Genomic DNA, 15,369 nt, shown 5'->3' with positions numbered 1-15,369 from the left:
CTTCTAGCACAGACCCGTGTTGGGGGACCGGCTACCGTCGACTCCCATGTCGAGCGTCGACCCGCCGCCCCAGACCCCCGAGCAGCGGCTCGAGGCGACGGCCCCCGGCTACCTGGCCCACGTCCGGCGGGCCACCCGCGCGCTGGCCGCCCCGTCGGGGTCCGACGAGGTCACCGCGTGGATCGACGCGCTGGCTCACCTGTCGATCCCGATCGAAGTCCCCGTCGCGTCCCGCCGCCCGGCGGGCCGGCTGGTCAAAGGGGCGCTCGGGCGGGCCCTCGCCACTCGCACCGCGCAGATCTCCGAGCACATCGTGACCATGGGGCGGGGCCTCTCCAACCTGGCCGCGGCGCTCGACGCCCGCACCGCCAGAGTCGAGCAGGAGCTGCGCAGAGCCGAGGAAGAACTGGCCGGACTCCGGGATCGGGTCGCCGCGCTCGAGGCGACCCTCGAGCAGACCCGAGGTTGATGCGGGTCCTCGTGGACGCCGGCCCCCTGTTCGGGCCGCAGTCCGGGGTCGGCAGCTTCACGAGCGGCCTGCTCGGCGCGCTGGCGCGGATGCCAGACATCGAGGCCGCGGTGTACGCCACGACCATCCGCGGTCGGCGGGCGCTCGAAGCGTCCCTCCCGCCGAGCGTGCGGCTGCGGAACCTGCCCATCCCCGGGCGCCTGGTCACCCAGGCGTGGCGGCATCTCGACAGACCCCCGATCGAATGGATCGCCGGCTCCTGCGACATCGTGCACGGCACCAACTACGTGGTGCCCCCAGCGAAGGCTCCCCGGGTGATGACCGTGCACGACCTGTCCCCGGTGCGCTACCCGGAGATGACCGACGCCATAGTCAGGACCTACCCGGAGCGGATCCGCCACGCCCTCCGGTCGGGGGCGTACATCCACACCCACTCCGCGTTCGTCGCGGAAGAGATCGTCGAGTACTTCGGCGTGGAGCGCCACCGGCTGGCGGTCGTGGCGTCAGGAGTCCCGGCTCTTGCCGCTGAGGCCGGCCCCGCGGTGGTCGAACAGGTACGGGCCAAAGGGTCTTTCGTTCTCGCCATCGGCACGATCGAACCCCGCAAGGACTACCCGAGCCTGCTTAGAGCGTTCGAGGAGGTGGCGTCGCAGCGCCGCGACACCCGGCTGGTGATCGTCGGGCGCTCGGCCCAGGGCTCCGAGGTGTTCGCCGAAGCGGTGGCCCGCTCGCCGTTCCGGGACCGCGTCGACCTGCTCGGTTACGCGTCGTCGGAGCTGGCCGGCGAGCTGCTGCGCCGGGCCCGGGTCTTGGCCTACCCGTCGCTCTACGAGGGCTTCGGGTACCCGCCGCTGCAGGCCATGTCCGCAGGGGTGCCGGTGGTCACCACCGACGCCGGCGCCATCCCCGGCACCGTCGGCGACGCCGCGTCGGTGGTCCCCGTCGGCGACGCCGGCGCCATGGCGGCAGCCATCGACCGGCTGCTCGCCGACGACGCCGCCCGCGACGCGCTGATCGAGCGGGGCCGGGCCAAGGTGGGGGAGTACTCGTGGGAGCGCTGCGCCCGAGAGATGACCGACTGGTACCGCCAGATCGAAGCCGGGCGCCGGTAGAGCGCGGGGGCTTGCCTAGGCTCGGCCCGTCATGCTCACGCTCATCATCGTCCTGATCGTCGTCGCGGTCGTGCTCTTGAGCACGGCGACGTTCCTGGTCACCGGGCGGCGCCGCGGCCGCCGACTCGAAGCCCCTCCGGGGCGGCCGCCGGCCCCGCCGGTCACCCGGCCGACCCAGCCGCCGAGACCCACCGAAGCCGGTCCTCGCGCGCCGCCCCAGCCCGAGATCGCCGAGCCCGCGGTCGCCGAGCCCGCGGTCACCGAGCCCGCGGTCGCCGAGCCCGAGGTCGCCGAACCTGAGGCGGCCGAGCTCGAGGTCCTCGAAGGTGAGCCGGAGGTCCTGGAAAGGCCCCGGTTCCGGGATCGGCTGGGCAAGGCCCGCAACCTGTTCTCCGGCTACCTGACCTCGGTCCGGGGCCGGGAGAAGATCGACGCCACCACGTGGGACGAGCTCGAGGAGGCCCTGATCCTGGCCGACGTCGGCGTCGACGCCACCGCCAAGATGCTCGACGACCTGCGGTCGCGGGTCCGCAAGGAGGGCCTCACCACCCCCGACGCCCTGGTCGACGCGCTCAAGGGCGACATGGTCAGCCTCCTGGAGGGCGACCGGGAACTGCACCTCCAGTCCGGCGTGACCAACGTGTGGCTGTTCGTGGGTGTCAACGGCGTCGGCAAGACCACCACCATCGGCAAGCTGGGCCAGCGGGCCCGGCGCGACGGCCACAGCGTGGTCATGGCCGCCGGCGACACCTTCCGGGCCGCCGCCGCCGACCAGCTGGCCATGTGGGCGGAGCGGGTCGACGCGGAGGTCGTCCGAGGCAACGAGGGCGGCGATCCGGGCGCGGTGATCTTCGACGCGGTCCAGCACGCGGCGGCCAAGAAGGCCGATCTGGTCCTGGCCGACACCGCCGGGCGGCTGCACACCAAGGTCAACTTGATGGAGGAGCTGAAAAAGGTCCGTCGGGTCGCCGGTCGCGAGCCGGGCCACGTCAGCGAGGTGCTCTTGGTCATCGACGCCACCACCGGGCAGAACGGGCTGGTCCAAGCCAAGCAGTTCGCCGACGCAGTGGAGGTCACCGGCGTGGTCCTGACCAAGCTCGACGGCACCGCCAAGGGCGGGATCGCCCTGGCCATCGCGTCCGAGCTGGGCATCCCGATCAAGCTGGTCGGCCTGGGCGAGGGAGCGGAGGACCTGGTCGACTTCGACGCGGTCGAGTTCGTCGACGCCCTAATCGACGCCGACTGACCGTCCCGCCCGAGCCGGCCCCGAGGGTGGCGGGGCCGCGGGCGGCCGGGCGTCGTCTACGCTGGTAGACCGCATGTTCGAGTCCCTGACCGACCGGTTCGACACCGTCTTCACCCGCCTCCGCGGGCGGGGCCGGCTGACCGAGGCTGACGTCGACGAGGCGCTGCGGGAGATCCGCCTCGCCCTCCTGCAGGCCGACGTCAACTTGAAGGTGGTCCGGGACTTCGTCGCCCGGGTCCGAGACGCCCTGGTCGGCATCGACCTGTCGACCAGCCTCACCCCGGGGCAGCAGGTCGTCAAGGTCGTCCACGACGAGCTGCGCCAGATCCTCGGCGGGGAGACCCTGAAGGTCACCTACGCGTCCCGGCCGCCGACGGTGATCCTCCTCGCCGGCCTCCAGGGAGCGGGCAAGACCACCACCGCCGGCAAGCTGGCGGCCTGGTTCAAGAAGCGGGAGGGGCGCAACCCCCTCCTCGTCGGCGCCGACCTGCAGCGCCCGGCGGCCGTCGAGCAGCTGAAGGTCCTGGGCGCCCAGGCCGGCGTCCCGGTGTTCTCCGAGCAGTCGGACCCGGTGACGGTGGCCAAAAAGGGCCTGGCCGAGGCCATCCGTCTCGGGCGCGACGTCCTCATCGTCGATACCGCCGGCCGGCTGTCGATCGACGCCGAGCTGATGGACGAGGTCCGGCGCGTCTCCGAGACCGTCGAGCCGCACTACACGTTCCTCGTCATCGACGCGATGACCGGCCAGGATGCGGTCGCCACCGCCGAGGCGTTCCACCGCACCCTCGAGCTCGACGGGGTCATCTTGACCAAGATCGACGGCGACGCCCGCGGCGGCGCCGCCCTGTCGGTCAAAGAGGTCGTCGGCCGGCCGATCGTGTTCGCCTCGACCGGCGAGAAGCAGGACGAGTTCGAGCTGTTCCACCCGGACCGCATGGCCGACCGGATCCTCGGGATGGGCGACGTGCTCACCCTGATCGAGAAGGCCGAAGCCCACGTCGACGCGGCCGGCGCCGAAGAGGCCATGGCCCGGATGCAGGAGGGCCGCTTCAGCCTCGAGGACTTCCTCGACCAGATGCAGCAGGTCAAGAAGATGGGCTCCCTGTCGGGGCTGGTCGGCATGATGCCGGGTCTTCCCAAGGAGCTGCGCAACGCGGAGATCGACGACAACGCCCTCGGCCCGATCGAGGCGATCATCCGCTCGATGACCCCGCAGGAGCGGCGGGACCCCTCGATCATCAACGGGTCGCGCCGGCTGCGCATCGCCAAAGGGAGCGGCACGACGACCACCGACGTCAACGCCCTCCTCGACCGGTTCAAGCAGATGCAGGTGTACATGCGCCAAATGGCCGGGATGTCCGGCCTCGGCGGTCGGGTGGCCAGATCCGCCGTTCGGCGCAACAACAAAAAGGCTGCCAAGAAGTCCAAGAAGCGCGGCCGCTAGGCTGTTCGGTCGGACCGCAGACCAGCCCGGGTTCCTGCCGCCGGCTGGATCCAGAGACCAGGAAGAGAATCCACACACTATGGCCGTCAAACTCCGCCTCATGCGGATCGGAAAGAAGAAGCAGCCCGTCTACCGGGTCGTCGCCGCCGACAGCCGCTCGCCTCGCGACGGCCGGTTCATCGAGATCCTCGGGACCTACGAGCCCCGCATCGAGCCGTCGCGGGTGCTCATCGACAACGACCGCGCCGTCCACTGGCTGTCGGAGGGGGCCCAGCCGACCGACACCGTGACCCGGCTCCTGACCCAGTCCGGCGCCATCGAGCAGTGGAAGACCGGCGTCAAGCCGCTCGCCGCTGCCCCGGCCGCCGACCAATGAGCGAGACGGTCGACTCCGACGTCCCCGAGGCCCCCCGGGCCACGGCGGTCCTCACCTACCTGGCGACCCACCTGGTCGACGGGCCTGAGCAGGTCAGCATCGAGTCCAGCCCGACCCGCAACGGCGTCAAGCTGTCGCTGTCGGTGGCCCCCGACGACATGGGCAAGGTCATCGGCCGGCGGGGCCGGATCGCCCAGTCGATCCGCAGTGTGGTGCGCGCCGCGGGCGCCCGCGAGGGCGTCGACGTCAGCGTCGACATCGTCGACTGAGCGCTCCCCCCGAAGGGCGACCGGGCATGCTGCTCGAGGTCGGCACCATCGTCAGGGCGCACGGCCTGCGAGGCCAGGTGGTGGTGGCCCTCACCACCAACCGCGACGAGCGCGTCGCTCCCGGCTCAGTCCTGGAAACTGACCGGGGCCCGCTGGAGGTCACCGCGTCGGCACCGGCTCCCGGCGGCGCCGGCGCCGGTCGCTTCGTGGTCACCTTCGCCGGGATCACCGGGCGCAGCGCGGCGGAAGCGCTCCGGGGCACCGTGCTCAGAGCCGCCCCGATGGACGATCCCGACGCCTTCTGGGTCCACGAGCTGATCGGCTGCCGGGTGCTCGACGCCGGCGGGGTGGAGCGAGGCGCGGTCACCGACGTGCAGTCCAACCCGGCCAGCGACCTGCTGGTCCTCGACTCCGGCGCGCTGGTCCCGCTGCGCTTCGTCGTGGGACGCGAGCCGGGACTGCTCCGCGTCGACACCCCCGCCGGGCTGTTCGACGATCTCTGAGCCGCCCGCTGCCATGCGCATCCGGATCCTCACCATCTTCCCCGACCTGGTGGCCCCCTGGCTCGACGCCAGCCTGATGGGCAAGGCCCGCAGGGCCGGGCTGCTCGACCTCGGCGTCACCGACCTGCGCTCGGCCGCGACCGACCCCCACCGCTCCGTCGACGACAGCCCCTTCGGCGGCGGCGCCGGGATGGTCCTCGCCCCCCAACCGGTGTTCGCCGCGGTCGAGGCGGCCCCGGTCCCAAGACCCCTGCTGCTGCTCGGCGCCGGCGGCCGACGATTCGATCAGTCCTGGGCCCGGGAGCTGGCCGCCGGGCCCGGGTTCTCGCTGCTTTGCGGTCGCTACGAAGGTGTCGACCAGCGCATCGCCGATCACCTGGTCGACGGCGAGCTGTCGCTCGGCGACTTCGTGCTCTCCGGCGGGGAGGTCGCGGCGCTGGTCGTGGTCGAGGCGGTCACCCGGCTGGTGCCGGGAGTGATGGGCAACCAGAGCTCCGCGGAGGAGGAGAGCTTCTCCGACGGGCTCCTCGAGTACCCGCACTACACCCGCCCGGCCAGTTTCCGGGGCTGGGACGTGCCCGAGGTTCTGCGGTCAGGCGACCACGGCCGAGTGGCCCGATGGCGGAGGGCGCAGTCCCTGGCCCGCACCCGCGACCGCCGCCCGGACCTGTGGGCGGCCCGGGGCGGCGCCACCCCCGAGGAGGTCGCGCTGCTCGCGGAATTCGGGCTGGAGGCCTGAACGGCGCCCCGATCGCCGTCCCCCTCCCCGATCCTCTATCCTGAGATGTCCCCCGCAGCTACGGAGCCCTCAGTCATGAACCCCACCGATCTCGTTGACCGCGACAGCCTTCGCGACGATGTCCCCGACTTCGCCCCCGGCGACACCTTGAAGGTTCACGTCCGGGTGGTCGAGGGCACCCGCGAGCGGGTCCAGATCTTCCAGGGGGCGGTCATCCGCCGGCAGGGCAGCGGCCTGCGGGAGACCTTCACCGTCCGCAAGCTGAGCTTCGGTGTCGGCGTCGAGCGGACGTTCCCGCTCCACTCACCGGTCATCGCCAAGATCGAGCCGCTCACCGTCGGCGACGTCCGCCGGGCCAAGCTGTACTACTTGCGTGACCGCACCGGCAAGGCCGCCAAGATCAAGGAGAAGCGCGTCGTCCGCTGACGGCTCGCGTCGGTCGGACACGTGCAGGCGTTCGCAGCGCGTTGACGGCCTGATCATCCCGGGGTGACCAGCACCGCCATCACCCGCCGCCGGCGGACCGCGGAGGCGTTGGTGCTGGCGGTCATCGTCGTCGTGGTGGCAGTACTGGTCCGCAGCTTCGTCGCCGAGGCCTACTACATCCCGTCCGCGTCGATGGAACCAGGCCTGCAGATCAACGACCGGGTGGTGGTGTCCCGGCTCTCCTACCACCTCCACGCCCCTCGGCGCGGCGACGTGGTCGTGTTCAAGGCGCCGCCCGGTGTCCTCCCTCCCGGGTCGTCGTCGGGGAATCCGGTGGGCCACTTTCTCAGCTCGCTCGGCAAGGCCATCGGGCTGGTCGACGACTCCTCGGTGCTGATCAAGCGGGTGATCGCGCTGCCCGGCGAGACCGTCGAAGGTCGCAACGGCCGGGTGTACATCAACGGGCTGCTGCTGCGCGAGCCGTACCTGGCACCCGGCACGCTCACATCCAACTTCGGCCCGTACCGGATCCCCGCCGGGACCCTCTGGGTCATGGGCGACAACCGCGGCGACAGCGAGGACAGCCGGGTGTTCGGTGCGATCAAGCGCAGTTCGGTCGTCGGGCGGGCGGTGTGGCGGGTGTGGCCGCCGACCCGGTTGTCGTTTCTGACTCTCCCCTCACCGGCGCTGTGAGCGGCGCCGGGCGATCCTCCGCCGAGCCCATCGCCAGGTCCTACCATGGGGCCATGAGCACCCCGGGTCTGCGGTCGGCAGCGATGACAAGGGACCAGCGGCGATGAGCGCTGAGGACCTCGAGCGCTACGAGACCGAGATCGAGCTCCAGCTGTATCAGGAGTACCGGGCTGTCCTGCCGATGTTCCGGTACGTCGTGGAGACCGAGCGCCGCTTCTACCTGGCCAACGACGTGAAGATGGAGGCCAAGGGGGAGGGCAGCCGCACGTTCTTCGAGATCGAGCTGGGCGATGCCTGGGTGTGGGACATGTACCGGCCCGCCCGGTTCGTGTCGTCGGTGCGGGTAGTGACCTTCAAAGACGTCAACGTCGAGGAGCTCCCCGAGAAGGAGCTGTAGTCATCGTCGACGCCGGGCAGCGCCGCGCCCTCGGAGCGGCCGGCGAGGAGCTGGCCGCCGGGTGGTACCGAGACCACGGCTACGAGATCGTGGCCCGCAACTGGCGCTGCCGAGACGGGGAGCTGGACGTGATCGCCCGGCAGGGCCGTTCGCTGGTCTTTTGCGAGGTGAAGACCCGCACCTCTACCGCGTTCGGGGTGCCGGCAGAAGCCGTCAACCACCAGAAACGGGCCCGGATCCGCCGGCTGGCGGCCCGATGGCTCGCCGAGTGGGACGGGCCGCGGCCCCGGGAGATCCGCTTCGACGTGGCCGCGGTCATGGGTGAGCAGGTAGAGCTGATCGAGGGGGCATTTTGAGCATCGACGACGAGGGACCGCGCCGTCCCCTTTCTCCACCTCCTCGGCCGCCGGGTTCGGCGCTGGCCCCGGCGTCGCTGGCGGTGCACCTCGGGCGTCCTCCCCGGTCGCCGGGCGGCCCTCTCAACCCCGACATCGTCTTGTCGTCGACGTTCCACCAGGGTGGCGACTTGATGTACGGCCGGGACGGCAACCCGACCTGGGAAGCCCTCGAAGACGCCGTCGGCGGCCTCGAAGGCGGCCAGGCCCTGTCGTACGCATCGGGCTTGGCGGCCATCTCCGCGGTGTTCGAGTGCCTCCCGGTCCCCGGGCGGGTGGTGATCGCCGCCGACGCCTACAACGGCACCCGCCGGTACCTCTCCGACGTCGCCGGCCGAGGGCGGCTGAGGTTCCGCACCGTCGACATCGCCGACACCGAGGCCACCCTCGACGCATGCAGCGAGGTCGCCGCCGCGCCCGGCCGGCCGTCGGGCGCGCCGGGCAGCTTCGGCGCTGGCGGCTTGCTGTGGCTCGAGTCGCCGACCAACCCGCTGCTGGCTATCGCCGACCTCGAGGCGCTCACCGCCGGCGCTCACGAGATGGGGTTGGACGTCGCGGTCGACAACACCTTCGCCACGCCGCTGCTGCAACGACCGCTCGATCTAGGCGCCGACGTCGTGGTGCACAGCGCGACCAAGTGGCTGGCCGGCCACTCCGATGTGGTGCTCGGCGTGGCCGCGACCCGCCGAGACGACGTCCTCGCGTCGCTCACGACGCGCCGGTCGCTTCATGGAGGCATCCCCGGGCCGTGGGAGGCGTGGCTGGTCCTGAGGGGCATCCGGACCCTCGACGTGCGTATGCAGCGGTGCCAGGCCAACGCCGCGGAGCTCGCCGGGAGGCTCCGGGGTCACCCCCGGGTGACCGGTGTGCGCTACCCGGGTCTGGCGGACCATCCCGGTCACGCCCTCGCCGCCCGGCAGATGTCGGGGTTCGGCGCCATGCTCGCGTTCGAGGTGGTCGGAGGCGCCGACGCGGCCGAGGCGGTGGCCCTCAAATGCCAGCTGGCCACCGCCGGGACCAGCCTGGGCGGCGTCGAGACCCTCATCGAGCGGCGCGGTCGGTGGTCGGGCGAGGGGGACCTTCCGCCCGGACTGCTGCGGCTGTCGGTCGGGGTGGAGGACGTCGACGACTTGTGGGACGACCTGGACGCGGCGCTGTCCTAACCCGGCGGCCGCCCGGTCAGCGTCCCGGGCGGCGGCGGTGGCGTTGCTCCCAGCACGAGCGGTGCCAGTGGCGCCGGGCCGCCACGTCCCCAGCAGGAACGACCACCACATGCCCGGTGCGGGGAGGGATCTCCTGCTGGCAGCCCGGGCACACGTAGCGTTTGGTGGCCTGGAACGGGTGGACGAACCGGACGGTGACCGGGGTCTCCGCTGCGCCTTCGCCGTGTTCGGGCACGGCCGGACGCTACCGTTCGCCGGCATGGAACCCTTCCTCGTCGAGCGGGCGGGTGGCGTGGTCACCTTGACCCTCAACCGGCCGGAGCGCTACAACGCCGTCACCGCCGAGATGTGGCCCGATCTTCTCTCCATCCTCCGCGAGGTCGCGGCCAGCGACGACGACCGGGTCCTGGTGGTCACCGGGGCGGGGGATGCGTTCTGCTCCGGCGCGGATATGGCATCGATCGCAGGCGGCGAGCGGGCCGCCCCGCCGCTGACAGTGATGCGCCGCGTCGGTGAGGCTGCGCTGGCCCTGATCCGCCTGCCCAAACCGACCATCGCCCGGGTTAACGGCGTCGCGGCCGGCGCCGGCGCCAACCTGGCGTTGGCCTGCGACCTGGTTATCGCGTCCGAGCGGGCCCGGTTCTCGCAGATCTTCGCCAAGCGGGGGTTGAGCATCGACTTCGGCGGGTCGTGGCTGCTGCCCCGGCTGGTCGGGATGCACAAGGCCAAGGAGATGGTCCTCCTGGCCGACATGTTCAGCGCCGACGACGCTGCGGCGATGGGCCTGGTCAACAAGGTGGTGCCCCACGACGAGCTCGACGAGGCGGTCGCCGACTGGGCCGGGCGCCTCGCTGCCGGGCCGCCGCTGGCCTTGTCGCTGTCCAAGCAGCTGCTCAACGACAGCCTGACCAGCTCGGTGGACCAGGCCCTCGACGCAGAGGCGGCAGCCCAGGCGTACAACTTCTCGACCGGCGACGTGCGCGAGGCGATGAAGGCCTACTTCGAGAAGCGACCGCCGGAGTTCCCCGGACGCTGAACCCGCGGCTCCGCCCGGGGACGGTCACACCCCGCCCGTAGGTTGGTAGGCGTCGCTCGGCGGCCGGCGCACGGCCCCTCCCACCGCATCCGCCGTCTCCGGGAGGACCCATGTTCGCCGCCGTACCGTCCGCCACCCTCATCGGGGTCGACGGCCTGACCGTCCGCGTCGAGGTCCACGTGACGACCGGGCTACCGCAGTTCTCGATCGTCGGGTTGCCCGACGCCTCGTGCCGGGAAGCCAAGGACCGGGTCCGCGCCGCGTTCAGTTCCAGCGGCCTGGCCTGGCCGCAGAAGCGGGTCACGGTCAACTTGGCCCCGACCGGGCAGCGCAAGATCGGCTCCGGGCTGGACCTACCCATCGCCGTGGCCACCCTCGTCGCGGCCGGCCAGCTCCCAGCCGAGGCGGTGACCGACTGCGGGTTCATAGGGGAGTTGGGGCTCGACGGCAGCGTCCGGAGGGTGGACGGGACCGTCGCGCTGGCCGCGGCGATAGGAGCCGGAGCGGTCGTGGTCGGTCGCGACGCCGCGGCGGAGGCGGCCGTGGTCGGCCGGCCTCGGGTGCTGGCCGCCAGCAGCCTTCGGCAGGTGGTCGCCGCCCTGCGAGGCGACGACGGCTGGTCCCCGGTCCCGGCGCTGCCCGCGCCGTCGCGGCCGGCGGGCGAGGGGGACCTGTGTGACGTGCGGGGCCAGCCGCTCGGTCGTCTGGCCCTCGAGGTCGCGGCCGCCGGCGGTCACCACCTGCTGCTGGTGGGTCCTCCCGGGGCCGGTAAGACCATGCTGGCCAGGAGGCTGCCGGGTTTGCTGCCCGATCTGGGACCCGACGACGCCTTCGAGGTCACCCGCATCCACTCTGCCGCGGGGCTGCGGTTGCCGGCCGGGGTCATGGTCACCCGGCCGCCGTTCCGGGCTCCCCACCACACCGCGTCGACCGTGTCGCTCGTCGGCGGCGGGACGGCCCGGATGCGCCCCGGCGAGATCAGCTGTGCCCATCGAGGGGTGCTCTTCCTCGACGAGCTGGCCGAGTTCCCCGCCGACGTGCTCGACACGTTGCGCCAGCCGCTCGAGGAGGGGCGGGTCCTGGTGTGCCGGGCCCGGGCCGCGGTCAGCTTCCCGGCCCGCTTCCTGCTGGTGGCGGCCACCAACCCCTGCCCCTGCGGCGGAGACGGCTCCCCAGGCGGGTGCCGCTGCAGCGAAGCCTCCAGGACCCGATACGCGGCCCGGGTGTCGGGCCCACTGCTCGACCGCTTCGACCTGCGCGTCGGGGTCGAGCGACCCGACGTCACCGACCTCATCGCGCCAGCCGGCGCCCGGCCGCCCGGCGAGTCGACTTCGACGGTCGCCGGGCGAGTAGCGCGGGCCCGCCAGCAGGCCGCCGATAGGGGGGTGGCGTCCAACGCCGAGATCCCCGCGGCTCGGCTCGACGACCTCGCCCCCCTCAGCCCGTCAGGCCGGCGCCTGCTGGAGGTCCGCCTCCGCCAGGGTCGGCTGTCGGCGCGAGGCTTGCACCGGGTCCGGCGGGTGGCCAGGACACTCGCCGACCTGCAAGGCGGTCCGGGGCCGATCGACGAGGAAGCGGTTCACGCCGCGCTGGCCCTGCGGGCCGAGCCGTTCACCTTCGAGGTGGTGGCGTCGTGACCGCCTCGGCGACGGGGAGTGGCGGGTGGCGACTGGCCCAGGGGGCGTACGCGGGGGCGCTCGCCGCCCTTCCCGGGATGGGTCCGGCCACCCTGTGCGCTCTGCTGGAGCGCGGCGCGCCGGCGGACATCTGGGACTCGGTGCGGCGCGGGGAGATCGTGCGGCCACCCGCCCGAGGCTCGTCGGGGGGCGCCGGCCCCCGGCTCAGCTGGGCCGCCGCGGCCGCGGGCGCGCCGCTCGAGCGCTGGTGGGATGCCTGGCAGCGGCGGGGGATCGGCGTGACCTGGCCGGCTGATCCTCGCTACCCCCGGCGGCTGCTCAGCGATCCGGAACCGCCGGGGGTGCTGTTCTGGCGCGGCGACCTGGGGCGCCTGGAGAGCCGTTGCGTGGCTGTGGTCGGGACCAGACGGTGCTCGCCCGACGGCCGCGCCAGCGCCTACGACCTCGGCCGGGACCTGGCCGGCGCCGGCGTGTGCGTCGTGTCGGGCCTGGCGCTCGGGATCGACGGCGCCGCCCACCTGGGGGCCCTGGACGCGCCCGGGGCCCCTTCCGGCACCGGTTCGACGGTGGGCGTGGCCGCCAGCGGGGTGGACGTGGCCTACCCGGCCCGCCACGCTGCGCTGTGGGAGCGGGTGGCCGCCGCCGGCGCGGTCGTCTCCGAGACGCCGCCGGGCCGCCCGGCCCAGGCCTGGCGGTTCCCGGCCCGCAACCGGGTGATCGCCGGGCTGGTGGACATGGTCGTAGTCGTCGAGTCCCACGTCACCGGCGGATCGCTGATCACCGCCGACAAGGCCATCGACCGGGGCGTCGAGGTCCGGGTGGTGCCCGGCCCGGTCCACGCCCCCTTCGCCGCCGGCAGCAACCAGCTTCTCTACGACGGTCCCGGCCCGGTGCGCGACGCCGCTGACGTCCTCGACGCGCTCGGCCTGGTGGACCACCGCCCCCGGCGCAGCGGCCGGCGCCGCCCAGCGCCCGTCGCCCGCCCGGAGCAGTTGCGCCTGGACCCGGCCCGCCCCGCCCCGCCGCCGTCCGCCGGCGGTCCGGCTCCGCCCCAGTCGTGCTCCGATGATCCGCCGTCGTCGCCGCCGCCGCCGTCTGTCGGTCCGGAACTGCGATCCCCCCGACCGTTGGGCCGCCCGGACGGCCCGCACGGGGAGGTGCTCGAAGCCGTGGGCTGGCGGCCGACGTCGCTCGGCCGCATCGTCGAGAGAGCAGGCCGACCGGTGGGATCGGTCGGCCGGATCCTCGAGGAGCTGGCTGCCCAAGGCCTGTTCACCGAGGACCGCGGGTGGTGGCAGCGGACGGCCGGTGGCGGCGGCCGGAGGGAGTGACGGCGGCCTGCGGGGATACGCGCCGCCAGTAGCGGCCCGCACTCCGCGCCGTGGTCCTATAGCCTCCCCATGTGGCTGGCGTGACCAAGGGGCGAGGTGGAACCTCCTACCCGGAACCGGACCCTGAAGAAGCAGCGGCCCGTCAGCAGGAGTTGGAGGCGGTGGCCCGGCTGTGGTCCGACTACAAGCGGACCGGCGAGAAGCTGCTCCGCGACCAGCTGATTCTGCGCTACGCCCCGCTAGTCAAGTACGTCGCGGGCCGGGTGGCAGTCGGGCTGCCCCACACCATAGAGCAGTCGGATCTGGTCAGCTACGGCATGTTCGGGCTGATCGACGCCATCGACAAGTTCGACACTGACCGGCAGATCAAGTTCGAGACCTACGCCATCACTCGGATCAAGGGGGCGATCATCGACGAGCTGCGCTCGATCGACTGGGTGCCCCGGTCGGTGCGAGCGAAGGCCCGCTCCGTCGAGCGGGCCTACGCCAAGCTGGAAGGGATCCTGCTTCGGACCCCCACCGACGAGGAGGTGGCCGCCGAGCTGGGCATCACCGAGGCCGAGCTGCAGCAGATCTTCACCCAGATCTCCTTCGTCGGCATCGTGGCTCTCGACGAGGTGGTCTCCGGCGGCGGCGGGGAGCGCAACGAGTCGACGACCCTCGGCGACACCCTCCCAGACAAGGGCACCGGCCCGGTCATGGCCTACGAGGTCGAAGAGATGAAGCAGATCCTCGCCGGCGCTATCAACCGCCTCGGCGACCGGGAAAAGGTCGTGCTTTCCCTCTACTACTACGAGGGCCTGACGCTGGCGGAGATCGGCCAGGTACTCAGCGTCACCGAGAGCCGGGTCTGCCAGATCCACACCAAGGCGGTGCTCCAGCTCCGGGGCCGGATGCTCATGGCGGAGCGCGAATCCGCCTGAGGGCGGTCCTGGCGCATCCCGGGGCGGCCAGCGAGGCACCCTGCGCTACCATTGACGGGCCTCCCCGAACAGGCGGGGAGCACGATCCCCCCGGCGGCACCCACGGTCGTCACTGCCACCCGGCAGCGGCGCGGTCGCCGGGCATCACCGATCAACCGATGGAAAAGGAGCCCCCGTGGCCGTCGTCACGATGCGTCAGTTGCTGGAAGCAGGTGTCCACTTCGGGCACCAGACCCGCCGTTGGAACCCGAAGATGCGCCGTTTCATCTTCGGTGAGCGCAACGGCATCTACATCATCGACCTCAACCAGACGCTGGAGCGCATCGAGGTCGCCTACTCCTACGTCCGGGACTTGGTCGCCGACGGCGGCAACATCCTCTTCGTCGGGACCAAGAAGCAGACCCAGGATCCCGTCGCCAGCTACGCCGCCAAGTGCGGCATGCCATACATCAACGAGCGCTGGCTCGGCGGCATGCTCACCAACTTCAACACCATCGCCGGGCGGGTGAAGAAGATGCAGGAGTACCAGCGCATGCGGGCGGCCGGCGACTTCGAGGCGATGCCCAAGAAGGAAGCGCTGATCCTGTCGCGCGAGCTGGACAAGCTGGAGCGCAACCTGGGCGGTATCCGCAACATGGGCAAGCTCCCCGAAGCGGTGTTCATCATCGACACCAAGAAGGAGCACATCGCGGTCACCGAGGCCAACAAGCTCGGGCTGCCGATCGTGGCGGTGGTCGACACCAACTGCGACCCCGACCTCATCCAGTACGTCATCCCGGGCAACGACGACGCGATCCGGGCCGGGACCTTGATGTGCCGGGTCATCGCCGACGCCGTCGAAGAGGGCCGCTACATCGCGTCCCGGCGCGCCGCCCGCAGCGGCGCCCCGGTGCCCGCAGCCCCCGCCCCGTTCGATCCGGAGGAGGAGGCCCGCCGCGCCGAGCAGCAGCGGGAGGCTCGCCGTCAGGCGGCCATCCAGGCGGCGGAGCGCGAGGCCCGGCTGTCCGCGGCCCGCATCCAGGCCGACGGCGAGGGGACCACCGCAGCAGCGCCCGCAGCCCCCGCGGCCGAGGCGCCCGCCGCCGCAGCCCCCGCGGCCCCTGCTGGCGAGGTGCCGGCTGCTGAGGTGCCGGCTGCTGAGGCGCCGGCTGCTGAGGCGCCCGCGGCCGACCCGTCCGCAAGCTGACCCGCCGGGCCGCCCCAGCCTCGG

Annotated in this window: 19 protein-coding genes; 18 read left to right on the top strand and 1 reads right to left on the bottom strand. The window is 72.4% G+C overall.

Annotated elements, in window-relative coordinates:
- Positions 1-46: 46 nt before the first annotated feature.
- From K6U06_RS05310 to K6U06_RS05250, 13 genes are all read left to right on the top strand, one after another.
- Positions 47-469, top strand: coding sequence for a hypothetical protein (locus K6U06_RS05310; RefSeq protein ID WP_262320863.1), 423 nt, complete (start codon positions 47-49; stop codon positions 467-469).
- Positions 469-1,581, top strand: coding sequence for a glycosyltransferase family 4 protein (locus tag K6U06_RS05305; RefSeq protein WP_262320862.1), 1,113 nt, complete (start codon positions 469-471; stop codon positions 1,579-1,581). The genes K6U06_RS05310 and K6U06_RS05305 overlap by 1 nt, the downstream gene beginning before the upstream one ends.
- 31 nt (positions 1,582-1,612) lie before the next feature.
- Positions 1,613-2,827 (top strand): signal recognition particle-docking protein FtsY, encoded by a 1,215-nt coding sequence (ftsY, locus tag K6U06_RS05300; protein WP_262320861.1) that lies wholly within the window; start codon positions 1,613-1,615, stop codon positions 2,825-2,827.
- 73 nt (positions 2,828-2,900) lie between these two features.
- On the top strand, positions 2,901-4,271 hold the full coding sequence (ffh, locus tag K6U06_RS05295; RefSeq protein ID WP_262320860.1) for a signal recognition particle protein: 1,371 nt from the start codon (positions 2,901-2,903) through the stop codon (positions 4,269-4,271).
- 79 nt (positions 4,272-4,350) lie between these two features.
- Positions 4,351-4,647, top strand: a complete 297-nt coding sequence (rpsP, locus tag K6U06_RS05290; RefSeq protein WP_262320859.1) for a 30S ribosomal protein S16 — start codon at positions 4,351-4,353, stop codon at positions 4,645-4,647.
- Entirely contained in the window at positions 4,644-4,916 is a 273-nt protein-coding gene (locus tag K6U06_RS05285) for a KH domain-containing protein (protein WP_262320858.1), read from the top strand. Before rpsP ends, K6U06_RS05285 begins: the two co-directional genes overlap by 4 nt.
- A gap of 26 nt (positions 4,917-4,942) precedes the next feature.
- Positions 4,943-5,419, top strand: a complete 477-nt coding sequence (gene rimM, locus K6U06_RS05280) for a ribosome maturation factor RimM (protein WP_262320857.1) — start codon at positions 4,943-4,945, stop codon at positions 5,417-5,419.
- 13 nt (positions 5,420-5,432) lie between these two features.
- Positions 5,433-6,158: a tRNA (guanosine(37)-N1)-methyltransferase TrmD gene (trmD, locus tag K6U06_RS05275; protein WP_262320856.1), complete on the top strand. Its 726-nt coding sequence runs from the start codon at positions 5,433-5,435 to the stop codon at positions 6,156-6,158.
- Between the two features lie 75 nt (positions 6,159-6,233).
- Positions 6,234-6,584 carry a 50S ribosomal protein L19 gene (rplS, locus tag K6U06_RS05270; RefSeq protein WP_262320855.1) on the top strand — a complete coding sequence of 117 codons (351 nt, stop codon included), beginning with the start codon at positions 6,234-6,236 and terminating at the stop codon, positions 6,582-6,584.
- Positions 6,585-6,647: 63 nt separating this feature from the next.
- A complete protein-coding gene (gene lepB, locus K6U06_RS05265; RefSeq protein WP_262320854.1) occupies positions 6,648-7,277 on the top strand; it encodes a signal peptidase I in 630 nt (209 codons plus the stop codon).
- Positions 7,278-7,380: 103 nt separating this feature from the next.
- Positions 7,381-7,674 carry a DUF2469 domain-containing protein gene (locus K6U06_RS05260; protein WP_262320853.1) on the top strand — a complete coding sequence of 98 codons (294 nt, stop codon included), beginning with the start codon at positions 7,381-7,383 and terminating at the stop codon, positions 7,672-7,674.
- Positions 7,578-8,030: a YraN family protein gene (locus K6U06_RS05255; RefSeq protein WP_262320852.1), complete on the top strand. Its 453-nt coding sequence runs from the start codon at positions 7,578-7,580 to the stop codon at positions 8,028-8,030. Before K6U06_RS05260 ends, K6U06_RS05255 begins: the two co-directional genes overlap by 97 nt.
- Positions 8,027-9,232, top strand: a complete 1,206-nt coding sequence (locus tag K6U06_RS05250; protein WP_262320851.1) for a trans-sulfuration enzyme family protein — start codon at positions 8,027-8,029, stop codon at positions 9,230-9,232. The genes K6U06_RS05255 and K6U06_RS05250 overlap by 4 nt, the downstream gene beginning before the upstream one ends.
- Positions 9,233-9,248: 16 nt before the next feature.
- On the opposite strand, the gene K6U06_RS05245 is transcribed toward K6U06_RS05250, so the two are convergent.
- The gene (locus tag K6U06_RS05245) at positions 9,249-9,467 is read right to left on the bottom strand and encodes a hypothetical protein (protein ID WP_262320850.1); all 219 of its coding nucleotides are present in this window, start codon (positions 9,465-9,467) and stop codon (positions 9,249-9,251) included.
- Positions 9,468-9,491: 24 nt separating this feature from the next.
- On the opposite strand from K6U06_RS05245, the gene K6U06_RS05240 reads away from it, so the two are divergent.
- From K6U06_RS05240 to rpsB, 5 genes are all read left to right on the top strand, one after another.
- A complete protein-coding gene (locus K6U06_RS05240) occupies positions 9,492-10,268 on the top strand; it encodes an enoyl-CoA hydratase/isomerase family protein (protein WP_262320849.1) in 777 nt (258 codons plus the stop codon).
- 110 nt (positions 10,269-10,378) lie between these two features.
- On the top strand, positions 10,379-11,905 hold the full coding sequence (locus K6U06_RS05235) for a YifB family Mg chelatase-like AAA ATPase (RefSeq protein WP_262320848.1): 1,527 nt from the start codon (positions 10,379-10,381) through the stop codon (positions 11,903-11,905).
- Positions 11,902-13,236: a DNA-processing protein DprA gene (locus K6U06_RS05230; protein WP_262320847.1), complete on the top strand. Its 1,335-nt coding sequence runs from the start codon at positions 11,902-11,904 to the stop codon at positions 13,234-13,236. Before K6U06_RS05235 ends, K6U06_RS05230 begins: the two co-directional genes overlap by 4 nt.
- Positions 13,237-13,316: 80 nt before the next feature.
- Complete coding sequence (gene whiG / locus K6U06_RS05225) at positions 13,317-14,159, top strand: RNA polymerase sigma factor WhiG (RefSeq protein WP_410050990.1); 843 nt, start codon at positions 13,317-13,319, stop codon at positions 14,157-14,159.
- A 175-nt stretch (positions 14,160-14,334) separates the two neighbouring features.
- Positions 14,335-15,345, top strand: a complete 1,011-nt coding sequence (gene rpsB, locus K6U06_RS05220; protein WP_316044688.1) for a 30S ribosomal protein S2 — start codon at positions 14,335-14,337, stop codon at positions 15,343-15,345.
- The last annotated feature ends 24 nt before the right edge of the window (positions 15,346-15,369 follow it).

The sequence above is a fragment of the Acidiferrimicrobium sp. IK genome, from assembly GCF_025499425.1.
Lineage (GTDB): Bacteria > Actinomycetota > Acidimicrobiia > Acidimicrobiales > Palsa-688 > Acidiferrimicrobium.
Note: the sequence above shows the minus strand (reverse complement) of the source record. Positions and strands in the feature narration are given on the sequence as shown.